Source organism: Pseudoalteromonas sp. NZS11 (assembly GCF_015864765.1).
GTDB lineage: Bacteria > Pseudomonadota > Gammaproteobacteria > Enterobacterales > Alteromonadaceae > Pseudoalteromonas > Pseudoalteromonas arctica.
This window is the reverse complement of sequence record NZ_JADYWP010000002.1, coordinates 145,239-164,764: the sequence shown is the minus strand read 5'-3', so window position 1 is coordinate 164,764 and position 19,526 is coordinate 145,239. Positions and strand designations below refer to the sequence as shown.

10 protein-coding genes are annotated in these 19,526 nt (G+C 38.6%); 5 read left to right on the top strand and 5 right to left on the bottom strand.

The features are described 5' to 3' along the window. Positions 1 to 344: 344 nt before the first annotated feature. Together I6E82_RS04475 and I6E82_RS04470 are read right to left on the bottom strand one after the other, a co-directional pair. Entirely contained in the window at positions 345 to 1,868 is a 1,524-nt protein-coding gene (locus I6E82_RS04475; protein WP_197116916.1) for a sensor domain-containing diguanylate cyclase, read from the bottom strand. A 459-nt stretch (positions 1,869 to 2,327) separates the two neighbouring features. Continuing rightward, on the bottom strand, positions 2,328 to 6,350 hold the full coding sequence (locus I6E82_RS04470) for a rhombosortase-dependent M36 family metallopeptidase (protein ID WP_197116914.1): 4,023 nt from the start codon (positions 6,348 to 6,350) through the stop codon (positions 2,328 to 2,330). Positions 6,351 to 6,499: 149 nt separating this feature from the next. On the opposite strand from I6E82_RS04470, the gene I6E82_RS04465 reads away from it, so the two are divergent. The 4 genes from I6E82_RS04465 to I6E82_RS04450 all read left to right on the top strand — a co-directional run bounded on the left by I6E82_RS04465 (position 6,500) and on the right by I6E82_RS04450 (position 12,554). Then, entirely contained in the window at positions 6,500 to 7,024 is a 525-nt protein-coding gene (locus I6E82_RS04465; protein WP_007583632.1) for a hypothetical protein, read from the top strand. Positions 7,025 to 7,835: 811 nt separating this feature from the next. Continuing rightward, positions 7,836 to 9,647 carry a glycoside hydrolase family 3 protein gene (locus I6E82_RS04460; protein WP_197116912.1) on the top strand — a complete coding sequence of 604 codons (1,812 nt, stop codon included), beginning with the start codon at positions 7,836 to 7,838 and terminating at the stop codon, positions 9,645 to 9,647. A gap of 1 nt (position 9,648) precedes the next feature. Next, on the top strand, positions 9,649 to 10,383 hold the full coding sequence (locus I6E82_RS04455; protein WP_197111837.1) for a 5-oxoprolinase subunit PxpA: 735 nt from the start codon (positions 9,649 to 9,651) through the stop codon (positions 10,381 to 10,383). Between the two features lie 152 nt (positions 10,384 to 10,535). Then, positions 10,536 to 12,554 carry a S9 family peptidase gene (locus I6E82_RS04450; protein ID WP_197116910.1) on the top strand — a complete coding sequence of 673 codons (2,019 nt, stop codon included), beginning with the start codon at positions 10,536 to 10,538 and terminating at the stop codon, positions 12,552 to 12,554. An 815-nt stretch (positions 12,555 to 13,369) separates the two neighbouring features. Here the strand turns inward: I6E82_RS04450 and I6E82_RS04445 are convergent. Further along, entirely contained in the window at positions 13,370 to 14,971 is a 1,602-nt protein-coding gene (locus tag I6E82_RS04445) for an isocitrate lyase (RefSeq protein WP_007583624.1), read from the bottom strand. Between the two features lie 403 nt (positions 14,972 to 15,374). Here I6E82_RS04445 and I6E82_RS04440 point away from each other — a divergent pair, with 403 nt between their 5' ends. Continuing rightward, a complete protein-coding gene (locus I6E82_RS04440; RefSeq protein ID WP_197116908.1) occupies positions 15,375 to 17,564 on the top strand; it encodes a malate synthase G in 2,190 nt (729 codons plus the stop codon). A gap of 200 nt (positions 17,565 to 17,764) precedes the next feature. Here the strand turns inward: I6E82_RS04440 and I6E82_RS04435 are convergent, their stop codons facing one another. Both I6E82_RS04435 and I6E82_RS04430 read right to left on the bottom strand, forming a co-directional pair. After that, positions 17,765 to 18,490 (bottom strand): YebC/PmpR family DNA-binding transcriptional regulator, encoded by a 726-nt coding sequence (locus tag I6E82_RS04435; RefSeq protein ID WP_024591562.1) that lies wholly within the window; start codon positions 18,488 to 18,490, stop codon positions 17,765 to 17,767. 139 nt (positions 18,491 to 18,629) lie between these two features. After that, positions 18,630 to 19,247, bottom strand: a complete 618-nt coding sequence (locus tag I6E82_RS04430; protein WP_007583617.1) for an HAD family hydrolase — start codon at positions 19,245 to 19,247, stop codon at positions 18,630 to 18,632. Positions 19,248 to 19,526 lie beyond the last annotated feature (279 nt).

The following is a 19,526-nucleotide window of genomic DNA, read 5'->3' as shown; positions in this document are numbered from 1 at the left end:
TTTGTATTTTATGAATTACCAAGCCTTATTGCTGCGTTATTTTAACTAATGAAAATGCATTTTTTGTGTTTTATTTGTCGTTAGCTTTTCAACATATAACGGATTTTAAAAGGTTAGTTTGGTAGTGAAACTGCTTTGGGATTAGCGTATTTATCAAATTTTGTGATTGACGATTTAGGGTTTACTAAAATAACTGTAAAGGGGGTTAACAGTCACTATAGCAAAGGCATAGTAATGATTTACAAGCCATCAAAAGCAGATGGCTGGCTTAATAAACTCATGCACTCTGTGTAAAGTATTTATCAATTTAAGGTAATACAGAGTATTACTTAACAAAGCTGTGGTTAGCTAATATCGGCCACTACGCATCGGTTACGACCATGCTCTTTAGCATGGTATAGCGCCTTATCGGCACATTTATATACTTGGGCAATATCAGTACTATGCTCAGGCCAGGTTGCAATACCTATAGAAATAGTGATTGTTCCAATGGTGTTTATTTCTGTCGATTCTACTGTTTTACGTAAACGCTCTGCTATTTTATAGGCACTTTGGCTGTTTTCATTTGGTAGCACAAGAACAAATTCTTCACCGCCGATTCTTGATACTATGTCGTCTCTTCTTGATAGTTTTTTAATTATATTGGTTAGCGAAACTAAAGTTTCGTCACCTTTGTCATGCCCAAAAGTATCGTTAACACGTTTAAAAAAGTCGATATCAATTTCTAATATAGCGAACGGGGTTTGCTTTAGCATAAGCTGGTTAAGTAAGCCGTTTAAGCTTCTTCTGTTATGCGTATCTGTTAAGGGATCTGTTTGTGAGTCATGGCGTAACACACCAATTTTAGCTTGTAATAAAGTTACTTCTCTTAACATTGCTAATTTTAGTTTTTGACTTTCAAAATACCACGACTTCACATTTTTAAGCTTTTCTAAGCTTGAAGGATCGTCGAGTGTATTTGCGTTATCGGCTAAGCGCTTTAGCGGCCTTGCTATAAAGTGTGCAAATAAACCAATAAAAATAAATGTGACTAATGCCATAGGTATTGTTTGTTCAATGACTTCAATAGTTAATGTATCTAGCGAAGAGAGCGTTGATTCTAATGGTCTTTGCGCCACTATTCCCCATTTAGATAAAGTAATGGGTGCGTAGCCTGCGAGCATCGGCTTATTTAAGCTATTAATAACCGTTGAGGTGCCTATTTCGCCATCTATAACAGCGTCAATCACAGCATTGTTAGCAATAACGTTGCCGATTCTGGCAGGTTCTGGGTGATATAAAATGCGCTTATTTGAGCTAACAACATAAAGGTACGAACCACCTTTGTAGTAATGTTGTTCTAAAAGCTCATTTAAAATATTTTTCTCTTTTAAATAAAGAGAGCCACCAATATAACCTAAATACTTACCTTCAAAATCAAACAAAGGGTGCGATATAAAAACAATTAAATTATCAGCTGCTGACAAATAAGGCTCACTAATTAATGGGCGTTTTTCTTTTAGTGCTTCTATTGCTCCTGGAGACTGTATTTGTTGGCCTATTAAACTTTCAAAGTGAGGCGACGTCGCTGCAACTACGCCATGTAAATTAATCACAACAGAGTTAAAGCTATCCGTTTGATGATTTAAACGAATGGCTTCATCGTTTAATAATTTGGAGTTATTTGGTGATTGCTCAATAATTTTAGCTGAGTATTCAAGCTGCTGAAGCGCAGACTTTAAAAAGTTATCAGTTGCGGAGGCTAATTTTTGTGCATAGGCTAAATTACTTTTTAGCGTATATGATGTTAACTGCTCTTTTTGAACCTGATAGGTAGAATAAAAACTCCCTATCAATGTGCTCAATGCTGCAGAGAATGCGAGTAGCAATATAAGAAATCTTAAATTTAAAGCGGGTAGTAATTTATATAGCAAAGCTGCATTCCAAAGCACTCAAATTCAGCGCGTATTATACGAAGTTAGGTATTATACCCGTTTAAGTGTTTTTAATTAAGTTGGTTTGTTCAATTTAGCGACTATGCGTTAGGGTATGGCGTGATAAATAATATATTCCAGCATTGCCATTTTTTATCCTTTAATCAGTAAAACTCTAGCCAACTAAGTGAACGCCCCGAGGTTATTTATTAAGCTTTAAGATATAAGTTGTTGATGTCGTATAAAAAGGCAATATGACTAATATATAAGTCAAAGTGTATGGCCATGAAAAAGTTAATATGAGGTCAGGACTAAAAACATCACACTAAGTTTATAAAAAAGGCCAGAAGCAAAAGCTACTGGCCTTTCATTAAAGCCGTCATGTGTTTAGAGACGACGGGATGTTATTTAAACTTATTTACTAACGTTTTTACGACGTCTATTAAACCATACTAATGGAGTAAGTAATAAAGCTATAAAGCTAAAACTACCACCACCGCTAGATTTTGCTTCTGTTACAGGCACTGTTGCTACCGCTTCATTTTTTACCATTACAGTACTTTGTTGAGTCACAGTTGTTACACCATCACTTACGGCAACTTCAAAAACAAGCTCTTCATCTGCAGTAATAGCTGCAGGTGTGAAGCTCAAAGTTGCTGTATCAGTACCAGTGAGCGTAGCATCACTACCGCTAACCTGAGTCCAAGCATAAGTTAGTGTTTGACCATTGCGATCTGACGCTGTTGCTGTAATTGTTCCTGTAGCAGATTCAGTAATTTCCGCTGATGCGCTTTCGACTAAAACAAGTGGAGCTGCGTTATCACATGCTAGTGAATCACCCGCTACAAGTTCTGAAAATACAGGAGATAAAACGTTAGACATAGTTAGGTTATCAATCCACCAACCTAAATCACTTACTGCGCCATCTGATGAAATTCTAAAGCGTACTTTTACTAAGTTGCCGTTTAGAGCATCACCAAAGTTGATAGTTTCATAATTACCATACGCGCCACTATCTTGTACGTTATTACCTGTGTATGTTTCACGTTCTTGAAGCTCTTGAGAATCGTTTTCGATTAGAACAGCGTCATAGCCAACATCAAATGTGCCGCCAATTTCAGTAGCATCAACCCAGTCACCACCATTAACACTAACTTCTACAACACCACCATCCCAGTTTTCCTCGATACTATAGAAATGCCAGAATGAAATTTCAAAGTCGCCAGAGTAACCGACTTCGAATGACTTACTCTCTACTGCTACATCCGATTGGAAGCCATTATTTACAAGGCGCATTGCTTGTGTGCCTAGCCCAAAGCCACCTTGTTCAAAGAATGCAATATTACTACTATTATCCATTACTTGAGTGCCAGCAGCTAAATCACCACCAAACATTACGTTTTCTTTTAAATCTAATAGTGATGAACTTGCTACTTCCATATCATCTGAAACTACAGCTCCAACAGGCGTTTCTGATTTAAAGCCCATATTTACTTCAAACGTAAGTGTTTGATCAAGCGCTTCAACGATATCATCATCCGTTTCAATTTCAGGGAATGTGACTTCAATTTCTAGTGTTTCAGCTGTACCCGCTTCGTTCAAAGTAACTTTAATATCGTTACTTGTTATTGCTTCGTACGGTTGAACTTCACCAAAAGTAAGTAGGCCATCATTTTCAAATGTTACATCATGATCGCTTATAACTGTCAGTTGTGCTGTTGTACCACTAAGTACTTCACTACCACGGTTAGTAATTGTTACGCTAACCGTACTCGTTTCGCCTTTATCTAAAATATTGTCGTTAGTACAAAAACCAAGCTCTGTACCATTGTACATGTTGTTTAAGTCAGCACTTGCAAATGCATAGCTAGAAAGCTGTGTTTTATCTGATTCAACTACACCAGTAAGGTCTTCACTGAAACGATCTGGCGATACTGCGCCAAGACCCATACCACGTTTAGCAAATGCGCCTACCATTAATTTGTAATCAGCAGGGTCTACTGCATAGGCAGCAGCTAAAATAGCATCACGTGCTTCAGTGTAGGTTGGTGCTATAGGTGTTAATTTGTAACCTGCAACTAAGTAATCTGCCATTCGAGTTTGTGCTTCATTAAAGCCATGCTCGTTAATAAGCGTTACGTAGTTTTCCCATAATACAGTTGCCCAAATTTCGCCGGCAGCATGAGGAGAAGCCACGCTTGTTGGTGAAATACCAATATCAGCACCAGCATTTTCAGTAATATGTCGGAACGACAATGCATTTACATCTGTATCAGTTGAATAAGGAAGACGACGAATACCGAAGTAGAAGTCTTCTACAAATGTGCCGCTACCATATGCTTTTTGGAACTTATCGTTACCTGTAATATTTATATCGCTTTCTTTAGCGATAAACATTAATGAGTGGAAATCGCCCCAGCCTTCGCCCATTGCGCGGCCTTGGAAGTTAATAAGGCCTGATGAATTACCGACTAAGCGGTTACTAATGTAGTGACCCCATTCATGAGCAATAATACCATTATCAAACGTACCATCTTTTAATGTTGCTTTGGTAAACATGTTTACAGTAACAACTTCACGAGCATCAATTAGGTCATACATTGCATGACCATCAGCGTAATTTAAACCCATATTTGGAATGGTTACAGTATCGTCTTCACCGCCCATTGGTGCCGGTTCTGCCGTATCTGGGTCATTATTAACAACGATAGTTGCTATTGCACCTGCATCTTGTGCATTTTTTACTTTAATCGTAAAAGCACATGAGCCACGATCTACAATTGCAATTTTCCCTGCTAGTTCAGCAGCATTTATAGCAGGCTCACAACCATCATTAATACTTGTTGAATCTACTGTATTTCCATCATCTAAACGAACAACTTCTGCAGCCACATCACTGAATTGGTATTTACCAAAGCCAGATTCTTTTGTTGAAGCTAAAAGGCCTAAAGAGTCATGTGAAGTTACTGTAATACCAAAATCTACACCAACAACGGCATCTTTACTGTTGTACAAGTACATTTGCATACGTGGGCTAGCACCATCAGCTGGCGTAGACATATTTGCGTTATTACGACCTGAGTTATCTTGAGCCTGTGCTTCAATCGGGTCACCTTCTACGCCGCCACGACCAAAGTTAGATACTTGAGCTACATTTGACGTTTCATCAAAACCATGATCATAGAAAAAATCATGTAAAAAGTTATTCATATAAAACAAGTTAACAATAGCCGCTTTACGGTTTGCGTAGCTATTTGCAACTTCATCTACTTGATAAGGGTAGTCAAATGTGAAGTCTGCTGTTGTTTCAGCGGTAAAGTCACCTTCACTAAAGTCTTGAGGTGCAACCACATCTGCGTAAGCAAATACGTTATTACCTGATGTTGTCGTTGCATCATCAGCTAACCATGGGTCCATTGTGCTTAGTTTACTGTAGTAAGATAGAGATACCATTGGCGCGTCTAAAATCTCAGTCTCGTCTACTTGCCCTGGGCCATCTGCAGGAATTACGTCACCGTGCGGGCTTTCCATTGGGTAGCCATCTTGGTTAGCGTAAACACGGTAATTAAAGTCAGCTGCATGAGATTTCAAATCTTTCGCAAAATATACTTTGCTGTTATTTGAATCTACTACATAACTAAAGTAGTCACTTTCTAAAGAGCCAACTTCTGCTACTTCTACTTCAATGTAGTAAGCAGATTTAAGCTCGCCTGCAACTTCAAAAAACACTTCTTTTGCACGTGGCGTACCTAAAACAATCTTAGAGTCATCTAATGATTTAGCCTCATATTTTGCATATCCACCTTCGTTACCAATTTTACGAAGTGAGACATCAATATTAGCTAATTCACTAAATGCTTTTTTTATACTTTGCTCAGAGCTTACAAAACCCGTTAATGCAGCAAGTTTATTTTTAGATGATGACGTATCAGCAAAATAACCCGAGCTTGCTACTAGGTTGTACTCTTTATCCATTAACAAGTTGTATTCGCGGTTAAAAACTTCTACACCGTTTACTTGTTGTTTATATTTAGCACTAATAGAACCACGTTTTTGCTCTGATAAATCAACCATAACAGCAGAAGATGCTGTTGCTTTACGATTACTAATGCCTGTTAAAGTTTCAATATAAAAGTCAGCAGCATATTGATTACGGTTATCAGCTGCGATTAAAGCCATGTCAGGCTTACGCTGACCTATTGCTTGCCATAAAAATGTTGCTTTACCCATTTGTGCATCGTAAATAGATTTTTGACCCGATACAGTGGCGCGTTCGGCTAAGGTTCTCTGCTGAACAGCAGCTAAAGAAGTACCCTGAGTAACTGCATTTGTAGCACTTACATCATAAAATCGAGTTTGTTCAGCGGCCGTTAGCTCACCTGCTGCTAATGTTGATGCTACAACTATGGCAATAGTTGTTAATTTAAATTGAGACATGTATCCACCTGTTTGTATTTATTATATTAAAACACTTAATGTTTTTTAATTGATTATTTTATGTAAACGCATAGTTAAGTTGTTAATATACATACTTGAATGAAGCTGAATAGCTTTAAATTTAGAGAAAAGTAAACAAAGGTAAACGAATGCAAAAAATAATTTTTACAAGTTCAGTGCCAATAATTGCAGCTTTATTACTATCTGCATGTAATAACAGTGAAAAAACAGAGGTTAACAACTCTCAGGCGCTACCTAAAACAGCAGAAATCATTATAAAAGAACCATCTAAGAACCAGAAAACTGACACTATTTTCCCTAAAAAAGAAAGCAGTCAAGGTATTATGAAAAAAGCATCTAAAAGCATAAATTCATCTGGTGATAAGCTTATTTTTAACTCTGAGCAGTTATTTAAAGGCGACGTTATTTATAATCAGAACTTAAAGCAAAAAGGTGTAGTAACAGGTACTCTTACCATTACATTAAATACCGATTCTTTGCCTGATGAGTTAAAAAATAATTATGAGTTAGTTAAGTCGACAGCTCACAATTACACATTACTTGTTGAAAAGGATGTTGATATTGCAGGATTATCTAAAGATCTAAACAATTATAGCTCAGTGAGCAATGTAGAAGTTGCAATTGATTACTCACCTATCGAAACACATTTTTAATCAGCAACAATGCACTTATCACTACCATATTATTAACATGGTAAAGTACTTTGTCAGCACATTTGTAAACTTGGTCTATTTCGTTACTATGCTCAGACCAAGTTGCAATGCCAATAGGAATTATTATAAATCCAATAGTTTACGTATTTATAGACTCAACGGTTTGACGCAATCGCTCTGCTATGTTTGCGCGCACTTTGCTGTTATTAGGTAAAAAATACAAACTCTTCTCTACCTAAACGCGCCACAATATTGTCTTTTCAAGATGATTTTTAGTTGAATAGGCAGGTTATTGCATTGCTGATTCTAAAGAGTATAAGTTGTTGATGCTAGTTTATTAGCGCAGGCATAGTTATTTTTAGTGTACGTTTTTAACTGCTCCTTTTGTGCTTGGTAGGTAGAATAAAAGCTACTTACTAAAGTACTAATAAAGGCTGTAATCGTTAAATGAAAAATAAGAAATCGAAGATTAAGGCTATTAATAATTCTTTCGAAAATGAATGCCATCCTAAGAATGAGGCATTCAATACTTGCACCTATAATTGAGCATAAAGCCTGCAATTACACCCTATTAAAAATTTATTATCTAATATCAATAAAGCCAGAAAAAATATAACTTTTCACTAAGTTCAAAACTATAATTTATCTTCAATTTTTACAATACGTTAATGGTTTTTGTAAAGAAAACCTTCTTTTGCAGTTACTTTAAAAAGTAGTTAAGCTGCATACATTTATCTACTTTTTAGCCTTGGAGTGTGTTTTGCTAAATAAGTGTATTGTACCGTCTATCGTTTTTTTATCTGGGTGTTTAATGCCATTACAATCCTCGTTTGCTAAACCCGTGCTTTCTCTTGAACAACAACTTGGGCAAAAGTTAATACTCGACTTTCGCTACTTTTGCCAGCAAGGAGCAAGTAATAAATGCCGAACTCCAATGACCGAGTTACCTAATGAGCTTGCTACCGCTATTGCTAAATACGATATTGGTGGAGTTATTTTATTTTCTGAAAATACCCAATCAATAGAACAAACCATTACGCTTAATAGCCAATTGCAAACAGCTGCAAGTAGGTCCAGTAGTAAGCTGCCGCTATTTATATCAATAGATCAAGAAGGCGGACGTGTAGCACGGTTACCACGCGATGTTGCTACATCATTTACCGGTAATATGTCGATTGGCGCAACCTACAAAAAACACGGTACGAGCTTTGCGACAAAAACAGCAACTGTTATAGCTAAAGAACTAAACTCGCTGGGTATCAATGTAAACTACGCGCCCACGGTTGATGTAAACATGAACCCCGATAACCCTGTTATTAACGTACGCTCGTTTGGTGAAAACCCAGCATTAGTGAGTAAATTGGGCGCCGCACAGGTTGCAGGATTTGAGAACAACGGTGTTATTACCTCGTTAAAGCACTTCCCGGGCCACGGCGATACAAACGTAGATAGCCATACAGGTTTGCCTAAAGTAAACCATGCAAAAGAAGTTATTTACGAGCAAGACCTAGCACCGTTTAAACACATTATCGCCAAGCAAAACCCAGGCATGATAATGACGGCGCATATTCAATACCCTGCCCTCGATAGTACGACGTTTGTAAGCGTTAATGGCAAAACTATGATAAAACCGGCAACAATGTCGCGTGCAATCATTACTGATATTTTACGTGGTGAGCTTAATTACCAAGGTGTTGTAGTAACTGATGCGCTTGATATGGCTGGTATTAGTAACTTCTTCACACCAACTCAAGCGGTAATAAATACATTTGCCGCTGGAGCTGACATTGCCCTAATGCCCGTTGAAATTAGAACACCGGATGATTTAAACAAGCTCGATGACCTTATTAAAGAGCTTGTTGCAGCGGTTAAATCAAACCAACTTGATGAGCAAGAAATAGCACAATCAGCGATGCGTATAATTACGCTTAAAAATAAATTTAGGTTAAGCACTAATTTTGACCCTATTACCGCGCTCATAAATGCAAAGCAAACAATCGGCAGTGCAGCACATCGCGAAATAGAAGCGCAGCTTGCTGTAGAGGCAATAACGCAGGTTAAAAATAATAACAGTACTTTGCCGCTTAATTTAAAAGCAGGAAGTAATGTTCATATTATTATGCCCGACACGCGTAAATGTATGGCAATGCAGCAAGCGATTAAAGCTATCAGCCAGCAAAAATTCACTTATAGCTGTAGTAGCTTACAAGGGTTCGACCCTGCACTCGCAAAAGCACAAATACACGCTGCTGATGTAGTTATAGCCGGCAATGCAACACCTAATCAAAGTGCGGTAGAAATTGGCGGTATGGATGATTTAAAAGACGATCCTAATTTTGCACTTAATAATGCAGAGCAACCAAAAGCATTTGAGTCATTATTAAATATGGCAAAAGAAGAAAACAAAAGCACTGTTTTTATAAGCCTAAGAGCGCCTTACGACATTGCTAAATTTGGCAATTATGCAAATGCTGTACTTGCATCTTACGCATATAATATTGATGTAGATAAAAACGATATTGTGTCTGGTCCCGCTTTTACCGCACTTGCAAAAGTGTTACTAGGAGAAGCACCGGCTAACGGCGTATTACCTGTCACAATAAAACCGCAAAAGGCGCACTAATATGAAACTCAATTGTGATTTAGGCGAAAGCTTTGGCGTGTGGAAAATGGGGCTAGACGATGACGTTATGCCACATATTGATATGGCTAATATTGCGTGTGGGTTCCATGCAGGTGATGCCGACGTAATGACAAACACTCTTGTACTTGCCAAGCAACATAACGTACAAATTGGTGCTCACCCAAGCTACCCAGATAAGCAAGGCTTTGGTAGGCGCTCAATGGTACTTAGCGAAAAAGAGCTTACAAATTGCCTGCATTATCAAATAGCCGCTATTGAGGGCATGGCAAAAGTACAAGGTTTAACACTTAGCTATGTTAAACCGCATGGCGCACTTTATAACGACATGATGGCTGATGAGCAAATATTACAAACCGTTATAAATGCAATTGCCAGCTACCCAATAGATTTGAAACTAATGGTCTTAGCGACTAAAAATGCCAATAAGCACATTCAAATAGCTAAAGGCTCAGGAGTTGATCTAGTACTCGAGGCATTTGCCGATAGACAGTACACCGACGACGGGCATTTAGTATCACGAACACTTGAGGGTAGTGTTCACAATAAAGCTGCATTACTAAAACAAGTAACTCAGCTTTTATCCGATGGCAGCGTGACAACACGAACTGGAAAAAAACTAACGCTCAACGCCCATAGCTTATGCGTACATGGCGACAACGCTGATGGCATAGCGCTTATAAAAGATATAAAAGCCCTTTGTAACTCAGCTAACTAAACTTTTACACAACCTTAAAGAGAAGCTGTAAACCCCCTTTACAGCTTTAACTCATAGAGTTAAATAAGAGCTTCATCGCATCCTACTGTTAATTTAATAATCCCTAACATATAACTACTTAGCAAATTAAAAAAGTAACAACAGGGATTAAAATGAAAAAGCTTTTAACACTTAGCCTCATTTTAGGCTGTAGCAATTTAGCCTACGCTGAAACAAATACACTACAACTGCAAGACGTGTTTAATTTAGAATATGCCAATCAAATAGATATAACCGAAGACGGTAAAACTGTTTATTTTGTGCGTAACCGCATGGATATAAAAACAGATCGCAAAGTTGGTAATATTTGGTCTGTTGATTACAAAACCAAACAAATGCAGCCGCTAACCTCTGGCGTGCATATGGATTATTCGCCAGTACTCTCTCCTGATGGTCAACGCCTTGCATTTATATCAACTCGCGATGGCAGCAGCCAAATATATATTAAATGGCTTAAAACAGGTGCTATGGCAAAAATTAGTAACTTAACGAGTAGTCCACGTGCGATTACATGGAACCCTGATTCTAACCAATTAATATTTAGCATGTTTGTTCCAAGCGCTAATTCAGCGCCAGTGAGCTTACCAGGCAAACCAAAAGGCGCAACCTGGGCAGAGCCCGCCAAATTTATTGATGATGTGTATTACCGTTCAGATGGTGGCGGTTACACGCAAAAAGGTTTTAGCCAATTATTTTCCATAGATGCTAACGGTGGTAATGCCAAACAACTCACTGATGATGAATTTGATAACGCAGGCGATGTAAGTTTTAGTAACGATGGTAAGTCGCTTTATTTTTCTGCGAACAGGCACACAAACAACCAGCTAAAACCCACAAACAATGAAATATATCAACTCGAGTTAGCCACACAAAATATAACTAAAGTTACTGACCGAAACGGACCTGATGAGCAGCCTAAAGTATCTCCCGATGGTCGTTACTTAGCGTACACAGGTTACGATGATAAACGCACTAACTACGAAAACGCTCAGCTTTATATTCGTGATTTAAAAACAGGTAACACAACAAGCTTAACGCCAAATTTTGATCGTAGCGTAGGTCAAATAAAATGGAGTGCAAACTCCAAAGGCATATACTTTAGCTATGCAGATAAAGGTCAAACTGCCCTCGCCTATCAACCACGCAGCGGCAAGCGTAAAATAATAACAACTCAAATTGGCAGTGTTGCCTTTGGTCGCCCTTATTCTGGTGGTGACTTTGATGTAAGCGAAGATGGCGAAGTAGCCTTTACCCTTGCCGATACTCAGCGCCCTGCTGATATAGCAACAATTAAACGCGGTAAAGCGCAGCGTTTAACTACCCTTAATGCAGATGCACTGGGCGACAAAGCGTTGGCTAAAGTGGAAGAAATTTGGATTAAATCAAGTCACGATGAGTTACCTATTCAAGGATGGATTGCTTACCCACCAGAATTTGACAGCAGCAAAAAATATCCGCTAATACTAGAAATACATGGCGGTCCAGTAGCTAATTACGGTCCACACTTTAGCGCTGAAATTCAGCTGTTTGCAGCCAAAGGAAATGTGGTTTTATACATGAACCCACGTGGCAGTGATTCATACGGTAAAGAGTTTGCACAAACTATTCATCATAATTATCCAAGTAACGATTTTGATGACTTAATGACTGGCGTTGATGCGCTAATAGCGAAAGGCTTTATTGACGAGTCTAAATTGTTTGTAACCGGTGGTTCTGGCGGTGGTGTATTAACAGCTTGGATTGTAGGTCATACCGATCGCTTTGCTGCGGCTGTAGTTGCTAAGCCTGTTATTAATTGGATCAGCTTTGTACTAACTGCCGATTTTTACCCGTTTTTTGCTGATTACTGGTTTCCGGGTAAACCGTGGGATCACATCGAGCATTACATGAAGCGCTCGCCTATTAGTTATGTTGGAAACGTTAAAACTCCTACTATGTTGCTCACTGGCGAATCTGACTACCGTACACCAATATCAGAAACTGAGCAGTTTTATCAGGCATTAAAACTACAAGGCGTTGATACTGCAATGGTGCGCATTCCTAATGCATCGCATGGTATTACAGCTCGCCCATCAAACTTAATGACTAAAGTAGCTTATATTCAATGGTGGTTTGATAAACACACTAAATAAACGTTGGATAAAAATTTATAGCTCAAATAAAAGCCACTTCAAATAAGTGGCTTTTGTATTTACCGCCTTAATATTCAAACTGTAAACCCCCTTTACACTTCTGTGACAGTTAAATATCGGACTTAGCTAAAACTTCAGTTAGTAAAATTTCGGTTTATAGCATTTTTTGTAACTTGAGTTGGTAAAAAATCGGTTTGAGTCACTGTTTATAGCCTATCAGTTAGTAAAATTTTGTTTTATAGCACAGAGAAGTTAGTAAAAAATCGGTTTATAAATTCGCTAAGTTTGCCTATTAAAGCAAAAATCAGTCACTTACCTGCCTTTTAAAGTTGTTGTAAACGCTTTTTACAGCAAAATCACCCCAAATATGCTGTTTTATGAAAGGTTAGTTAAACTCTGATCTGTAAATTCACTCAGGTAGTTAAATAGTGATCCAACATGATTTGGCAAGGGCGTGTTGAACTTTGGTGGGTTAATTTGCAGCAGTATGTTTGGTTTTTAGGCAAGGCGGAGCTTATGTAGTGTGGTTATTCCCCATGAATAGGCGATAACGTAGCATAAATACCAAACATGCGCTGCCCTTTGGGTTCTTTCTAGGGGCGATAAACTATTTGTTGCTCGGTTTTTACTTAGCCCACTAGGTTACAAACCTCGCGCCGCGATTTAATCGCCCCTAGATTGAATAAATTTCAATCCACAAAGATCAACACGCCCTAGTTAAAGTCTGATCTGTAATTATGCTTCAATGTTCTAACTTTACTTAAAGCAATAAAAAAGGGCCTATTGGCCCTTGAGTAACACTATCTAGTTAGGAATTAAAACTGGTTCATGGTGTTATCTTCACCACCGGCTTTTAGCGCGTTATCACCAGAGAAGTATTCTTTGTGTGTATCGCCCATGTTAGACCCTGCTAGGTCTTGGTGCTTAACAGAAGCTTGCTCACGGCGAATTTCTTGGCGTTGTACATCACGTACATAAGCCAGCATACCCATATCGCCAAAATAACCTTCAGACAAAATATCAGTGCTCAACGCAGCTGTATGGTACGTAGGCAGAGTAATTAAGTGATGGAAAATACCTGCTTCACGTGCGCCATCGCGCTGGAAGTTTTGCACTAGTAAATCGGCTGCTTGCGCAAGTTCTGTTGCATCCATTTCTGGTGCCATAAGGCCTTTATTGTCGCCAAGGCTTGGGTAAGCACTAAGGTCACGGCCTGCTTCTTCCCACTCTTGATATACTTGCTCACGAAACTTAAGCGTCCAGTTAAACGAAGGCGAGTTGTTGTATACCAGTTTTGCATTTGGCACGTGTTCTTTAACACGATTTACCAGTTCTGCAATTTGCTTAACATGAGGTTTTTCTGTTTCAATCCACAGTAAATCAGCGCCCGACTGCAAGCTCGTAATACAATCTAGTACTACGCGGTCTTTTTCAGTGCCTTCGCGGAATTGAAATAAACCGTTATCTAGGCGAGTTGGTTTACATAACTGGCCATTAATTTTCATTGCTGTGTCGCCTTCATTTAAGTCATCAACACCGTTAATTGGCGTCGTTTCTAAAAATGCATTGTATTGGCTTGCTAAGTCACCTGGTGTTTGCGACACAGGTACTTTTTGAGTAAGGCTTGCACCTAATGAATCTGTACGTGCCACAATAATACCGTTATCAATACCAAGTTCTAAAAAGGCGTAACGTACTGCGTTAATCTTTGCTAAAAAGTCTTCGTGTGGAACGGTCACTTTACCCGCTTGGTGACCACATTGTTTGGCGTCAGATACTTGGTTTTCTATTTGAATGGCACACGCACCGGCTTCAATCATTTTTTTAGCCAGTAAGTAAGTTGCTTCTTCGTTACCAAAACCTGCGTCAATATCAGCAATAATTGGCACAACATGAGTTTCAAAGTTGTCTATTTTATCAATAACAGCTTGAACATCGCCGCCATTCGCTTTTGCTGCATCTAGGTCGTTAAACAAGTGGTCTAGTTCACGTGCATCAGCTTGCTTTAAAAATGTGTAAATTTCTTCAATTAATGCAGGTACCGATGTTTTTTCGTGCATGCTTTGATCTGGCAGCGGACCAAATGCAGAGCGAAGTGCTGCAACCATCCAGCCACTTAAGTATACATAGCTGCGTTTAGTTGTTTTTTGATGGCGCTTAATAGCCATCATCATTTGTTGGGCAGTAAAGCCATGCCAACACCCTAAAGATTGGGTGTACAGGCTTGTGTCGGCGTCATATGCAGCCATATCTTCACGCATAACGTCTGCTGTGTATTGCGCAATTTCAATCCCTGTACGAAAACGGTTTTGTAAACGCATACGGCTTGCGTATTCAGGGTTAATAGCTTTCCATGCGCTGCCTTGTGATTGGCAAAGAGTAGAGAGTGTGTCTGTTTCGCGTTGATATGTTGTCATAATAAAATCCTTCGAACGAGTGTGTAATACCAACCTGCATAAATCTTTGATCAATTTAACGAATTAAATTGCACTATAACGTCGTTAAAAATTTTTTATTTAGAATAACTAGATACAAAAATTTTTGCCTAGCTCTAGCGTAATTTTCTTAACGTTAAATAGACCCCATATATAAGCAGATTGGTATAAATTATTTTAATGTTGTGAGAGTGGCTAGGAGTGTGTGCTCCGTTTCGCTTGATTCAACATTAGGCTCCTTTTCTAGATTTAGTAAATTTATAGTTGTTATTGTGGCTATATATTTTGTGAATGGCTAAAAAGCACTCAACATTGCCTTTTTGAGTTATTGTTGCCTTAACGCACAAGCACACAACAACATCGCGACCGTTTAAGGAAGGCAATTATGTCCCACACTCTCACACATTCAGGACTCAGCGTAGACACACAACTCGCTGATTTTGTTAAAAATCAATTACTACCAGGCACTCACTTAAGTGAGCATCAATTTTGGCAAAGCTTTGCACATATAGTTCAAACACTTACCCCTACAAATAAGGCACTGCTTGAAAAGCGAGAATTGCTTCAACAGCAAATAGATGACTACCATCTTGCTAATAAAACGTGGGATAGCGTTAAGTACCATGCCTTTTTGCAAGATATTGGCTATTTAGTTAAAGAGCCTACCAACTTTGAAATTGAAACCCAAAATGTAGAACCCGAAGTAGCCCTTACAGCAGGTCCTCAGTTGGTTGTGCCCGTCAGTAACGCACGCTTTGCACTTAATGCCGCTAACGCACGTTGGGGTTCGTTATACGACGCTTTATACGGTACAGATGTGTTAAGCGAAGACGATGGAGCCGAAAAAGGCAATACCTACAATCCTGTTCGTGGTTTTAAGGTAATGGCCTACGCCCGCCAGTTTTTAGATAAAGCATTGCCGCTCACTAATGGCTCGCATATAGAAAGTACTAATTATTCAGTAGTAGATGGCGCACTTTTAATTACGTTACGTGATAGCTCTCAAACCACATTAGCTAACCCATCTCAGCTTATTGGCTATCAAGGTGAAGCACAAAACCCAACCGTAGTGTTATTAAAAAACAATGATTTACACATAGAGCTACATATCGATCACCACCACATTATTGGCCAAGCAGATAAAGCAGGCTTAAAAGATGTCGTGTTAGAGGCCGCGCTTACAACCATTATGGATTGTGAAGATTCTGTAGCTGCGGTAGATGCAGAAGATAAAGTACAAGTTTATAAAAATTGGCTTGGTTTGATGCAAGGTAACCTAGTTGAATCGTTTAAAAAAGGCGATAAAACTGTAGAGCGCACTCTGCAAAGTGATAAAACATACACAGCACTCGATGGCGGCACCGTTACTTTAAAAGGCCGTAGCATGATGTTTGTTAGAAACGTTGGTCATTTAATGACGAACCCTGCTATTACCGATGTGTACAATCAACCGGTATTTGAAGGCATTATGGATGCGATGTTTACTGCCACCGCTGCCCTGCACGACCTAAATAAAAAAACAGGTATTAAAAATACCAGCGCGCAAAGTATTAATATAGTAAAACCAAAAATGCATGGCCCTGAAGAGGTAGCGTTTACTAACACTTTATTTAGCTTAGTAGAGGAAGCGCTAAGCTTACCTAAAAACACGCTTAAAATGGGTATTATGGATGAAGAACGCCGTACTTCTGTAAACCTAAAAGCCTGTATTTATGCAGCTAAAGAGCGTGTTGTATTTATAAATACTGGATTTTTAGACCGCACAGGCGATGAAATTCATACCTCTATGCAAGCGGGTGTTGTGCTTCCAAAAGCACAGATTAAGCAGCAACCATGGATACAAGCTTATGAGGATCGCAACGTCGATATTGGCCTTGCTTGTGGCTTAAGTCATAAAGCACAAATAGGTAAAGGCATGTGGCCAATGCCAGATAAAATGGCATTAATGATGGAGCAAAAACAAGCTCACCCTAAATCAGGCGCTAATACAGCATGGGTGCCCTCCCCTACAGCGGCTACCCTGCATGCAATGCATTATCACGATGTAAACGTATTTACTGAGCAGCAAAGTATTGCTAAACGTACTATTGCCAGCCTTAATGACCTGCTTACACCGCCGCTAATGACAGACCCTAAAAGGCTTTCAAAAGAAGATATTCAAAGCGAGCTTGAAAACAACGCACAAGGCATTTTAGGTTACGTTGTGCGTTGGATTGATCAAGGCGTTGGCTGCTCAAAAGTACCCGACATTGACCATATCGGGCTAATGGAAGACAGAGCAACACTGCGTATTTCAAGCCAGCATATGGCTAATTGGTTGCTAAATGGCGTGTGCTCACAAGCGCAAATAAAATCAACAATGGCTAAAATGGCCAAAGTAGTTGATGGTCAAAACGAGCACGACACTGCGTATACACCCATGGCAATAAACGAAGAAACCCTTAATAACAGCATTGCGTTTCAAGCTGCACTTGCACTGGTTTTGGAGGGGGTAACACAACCTAGTGGTTACACTGAACCACTGCTACATAGCTACCGTATAAAATATAAAGCACAAAAAACGAATACGCTTTAACCGCTTAAGCAAAGTTCAGATTAAGTGCTAAACCAGCTTTTAAGCTGGTTTTTTATCGCCTAAAATTAGAATAACAGCACTTTTAAGGCATTTTAAAGGTATATAGATAATACACATGAATATCTAACATTTATTCAAACGTAAAAAAGCGTGTTTTGCATACACAAAACACGCTTTTTAAAGCTTTTAGCTAATTAAATCTAATTTTTTACAATAGCATTGTGATAAATGTTTTGTACATCGTCACAATCTTCAAGCATATTTATAAACTTATCAAAGTTAGCAATAACTTCTTCGTCTTCAATTTCAATATTAACTTGAGGAATAAACGTAATTTCGTCTACTTCAAAGTTAATGCCTTCAAATGCGTCTTCAAGGGCTGTTTTAGCTTTAAAGTATTCTGTTGGCGGTGCAAATACCGATATTTTACCGTCTTCGGCTTCAACATCGCTAACATCAACATCAGCCATCATTAATGCTTCTAATACTATTTCATCGTCATCACCCGCAAAGCCAAGTACCGCATAATGATCAAACATATGTGCTACACAGCCAGGAGTACCAATTTTTGAGTCTGTTTTAGTAAACGGTAAGCGTACATCTTTGATAGTACGGTTCGGATTGTCAGTTAAACAGTCAACTATAACCATGCAATTACCAGGGCCATAGCCTTCGTAACGGGCAACAGAATAGTCTTCCCCTGCGCCACCGGCTGCTTTTTCAATTGCTTTATCGATAACGTGCGCGGGTACTTGGTCTTTTTTAGCTTTTTCGATTAGACGGCGTAGTGTTTGATTTACTTCGGGATCGGGATCGCCACTTTTTGCTGCAACGTAAATCTCTTTACCATACTTTGAGTTTACTTTTGTTTTTGCATTGGCTGTTTTGATCATAGAACTTTGACGAACTACAAATGCTCTGCCCATTTTGTGCCCCTAATGAATACGTTACGTTTTGCGGTATTTTACCAATTCAAAACGTATTGGGCTAGGAACAAACGTTATTGTTATTTTGTAATTTAAATAACGTAGCACTTATTCTTAAATAAATTTAATAGTACGCTATTTAACATAACTCTATTTTTTCAGAATAACTCTCAACTAATGTCACTAATTCAACAAAGTCATGTAAAACGTAATCTGCCTGATCGGCATAAGCAGGCGTTGACTCTGGAGCGTATAAACACGCGCGCATATTTGCATTGTGCGCAGCTTGAATGTCGTAAAGGTAATCGCCTACATAAAGTAAATTTCTGGCGTTAATGTTCCAAAGTGTAGCAATGGCATTTAAAGCGCTGGGATCTGGCTTTGCTGGGGCATCGCTTCGCGTTAAAACTGTGCTGATAGGGAGTGGATTATTTTGTAATTTAATTGCCGCTGCTTTATCAAAATTGCGAGTAACAATAGCCATCGGAATATTTTTAGACTTTAAAGCATGAATAGCTTCACTCACACCAGGTAATATACTGGCATGTTGTGCATCTATTAATTCGTGTTGGTGAACTATATTCATTGCCTCTTCACGCATATACGGTGAGGGCAACTGAGCAATGTAATCAAGTAAGTCTTGCTCGCAAGGGCAACCTATTTGGGCCTTTATTAATGCAAAATCTAATTCTGATGAAACCAATGTTCCATCTAAATCAAAAATCACTCCAAAAATAGCCTCAACCTGAGTAGTCATATCATTCCCTGAATTTAGTTATTACTAAATGAAATTTAAACATAAAATTCTCTACTGCTTATGCCCTAGGCCGGTAAATACAAAGGGATAAATGAAACTAACTATATTTAAATATTAATACGCACCATTATCAATCTATTGATAACAAAGTAATTTAAGTGCTTGATATATCATGCGCAAAAAAAGGTAAATATACAAATTGAACTCACAAATTTTACGTAAATTTACAAATAACAGATCAAACATGAACGCAGTTTAAACGTATGAAGAAAACGCGCA

What these genes read in the sequence shown, in the direction of transcription:
- I6E82_RS04470 (WP_197116914.1), bottom strand. Translation starts at nt 6,350, where the DNA reads ATGTCTCAATTTAAATTAACAACTATTGCCATAGTTGTAGCATCAACA.
- I6E82_RS04465 (WP_007583632.1), top strand. Translation starts at nt 6,500, where the DNA reads ATGCAAAAAATAATTTTTACAAGTTCAGTGCCAATAATTGCAGCTTTA.
- I6E82_RS04460 (WP_197116912.1), top strand. Translation starts at nt 7,836, where the DNA reads ATGCCATTACAATCCTCGTTTGCTAAACCCGTGCTTTCTCTTGAACAA.
- I6E82_RS04455 (WP_197111837.1), top strand. Translation starts at nt 9,649, where the DNA reads ATGAAACTCAATTGTGATTTAGGCGAAAGCTTTGGCGTGTGGAAAATG.
- I6E82_RS04450 (WP_197116910.1), top strand. Translation starts at nt 10,536, where the DNA reads ATGAAAAAGCTTTTAACACTTAGCCTCATTTTAGGCTGTAGCAATTTA.
- I6E82_RS04445 (WP_007583624.1), bottom strand. Translation starts at nt 14,971, where the DNA reads ATGACAACATATCAACGCGAAACAGACACACTCTCTACTCTTTGCCAA.
- I6E82_RS04440 (WP_197116908.1), top strand. Translation starts at nt 15,375, where the DNA reads ATGTCCCACACTCTCACACATTCAGGACTCAGCGTAGACACACAACTC.
- I6E82_RS04435 (WP_024591562.1), bottom strand. Translation starts at nt 18,490, where the DNA reads ATGGGCAGAGCATTTGTAGTTCGTCAAAGTTCTATGATCAAAACAGCC.
- I6E82_RS04430 (WP_007583617.1), bottom strand. Translation starts at nt 19,247, where the DNA reads ATGACTACTCAGGTTGAGGCTATTTTTGGAGTGATTTTTGATTTAGAT.